General features: G+C 34.2%; 2 protein-coding genes and 1 pseudogene. 2 read left to right on the top strand and 1 reads right to left on the bottom strand.

The annotated features are described in order from the left end of the window. Window positions 1-343: pseudogene (locus PVV57_RS10305) on the top strand (hypothetical protein); the annotation flags it as partial. A gap of 10 nt (window positions 344-353) precedes the next feature. Next, the gene (locus tag PVV57_RS10300) at window positions 354-521 is read left to right on the top strand and encodes a hypothetical protein (protein WP_273784044.1); all 168 of its coding nucleotides are present in this window, start codon (window positions 354-356) and stop codon (window positions 519-521) included. Here the strand turns inward: PVV57_RS10300 and PVV57_RS10295 are convergent. Beyond that, complete coding sequence (locus PVV57_RS10295) at window positions 512-1,168, bottom strand: hypothetical protein (protein WP_273784043.1); 657 nt, start codon at window positions 1,166-1,168, stop codon at window positions 512-514. The genes PVV57_RS10300 and PVV57_RS10295 overlap by 10 nt on opposite strands. Between the last annotated feature and the right edge of the window lie 204 nt (window positions 1,169-1,372).

Below are 1,372 nucleotides of genomic sequence, written 5' to 3'. Positions count from 1 at the left end.
AGATGAGTATGAAGAAAAGTTGGATGAGAAAAGTGAAACTATAGAGAAACTAACAGCAGAAATTGAATACCTTGATGAACAAATTGAGAAATTGAACCAACAGAATAAACTGAATCCAGAGGATGAAGCAGAAGTTAAATCCCGTGGTGAAGAAATTAAAACACTGAAACAAGATATAGAAGAGTATAAAGACGCGTTAAGAGAGAGAGATTATCGTATACATAGACTAACACTCGAAGCTCAATCACGTGATGAAGAAATTGAGAGGCTTAAAGACGAGCTTAAGCAGCGTGGTGAATCTGTAAAAGAAAAGTCTCAGAAGAATAAGAAGAAAAGTAAGTGAGGAGAGAGAGATGGGTTTAATAGCAGCGCTTTGTTTATCTACGATGGTCAATATTCAACTAGCTATTCAACTTTATTGTTTTGATAAAAAAATTCAAAAACTTATAAAGGAGGTACATAAAAGAGATAAAATAATAGAAAGACAAGAAGAGAAAATTTACAAATTACCTTATTCTTGAGAATTTTCATCTTCAAAAGCAAGTAAAAACTCTGTCCAAAACTTGGTTTGAACCACTCTTTCTGGATGATTTGATGAAGTGTGTTCAATGATAAAGATTGGTACAGTTTCGATATTTGGGTTGAGGTGGCGAACTACGAGAATAAATAGTCTTTCTTCATCTTCCTTTAAATTATAATAATTGCATATGTCTTGCTCATTTAAGTCTGCTGGAAAAGGATTTTTAAAACTCATGTATTTTTCCTTTTCAAGGGTTAAAGGTAGCGGATACTCTCCTAGAAAAATACCTTCAACAAATGCAAATGGGCTTTCATCAGATATACGAAAATTATTCATTTTTATTGAATGTTTTGTAGGATTTTTTATGGTTACATATACGTCAAGAAAGAAATTTTTACCTTTCTTATATGCGCATGTTTCTTTCTCTATAACAGCCTCTAGATTTGGACCCAAATCTCTTATTCTCTTTTCTTCCAATAGAATAGAGAGGTGTCCTTTTGCTGCTTCAGATTGTCTTTGCAGCTGTCTTAATTGTTTAGTGAAGTTTATAAGATCTATTTTTCGGTTTCTACAACCTAACCATATTCCAAAACATGATATGAACGTTGGTACTATTAATGAAATGATATCAATGACATCTTTATCCAATTTACACACCTTTCTCTACCCGCTTTCGAAAAAAAACAATCTTATAAAACACGTTATGTATGGAGCGGCGCGGTGAATAACACGATTCTTTGTTTTGATCTAGGTACGAAGACGGGGTGGGCGATGTGTGGAGGGAGAGGTGACATATTTAGTGGCACCGTTGACTTTAAATCACGCCGTTTTGAAGGCGGTGGGATGCGTTAT

The organism is Bartonella sp. AU15XJBT (genome assembly GCF_028618615.1).
Taxonomy (GTDB): Bacteria; Pseudomonadota; Alphaproteobacteria; order Rhizobiales; family Rhizobiaceae; genus Bartonella.
This window is presented reverse-complemented; position numbering and strand designations above follow the sequence as displayed.

Excerpts from the sequence above, each read along its gene's own strand:
- PVV57_RS10300 (WP_273784044.1), top strand. The coding sequence starts at position 354 with ATGGGTTTAATAGCAGCGCTTTGTTTATCTACGATGGTCAATATTCAA.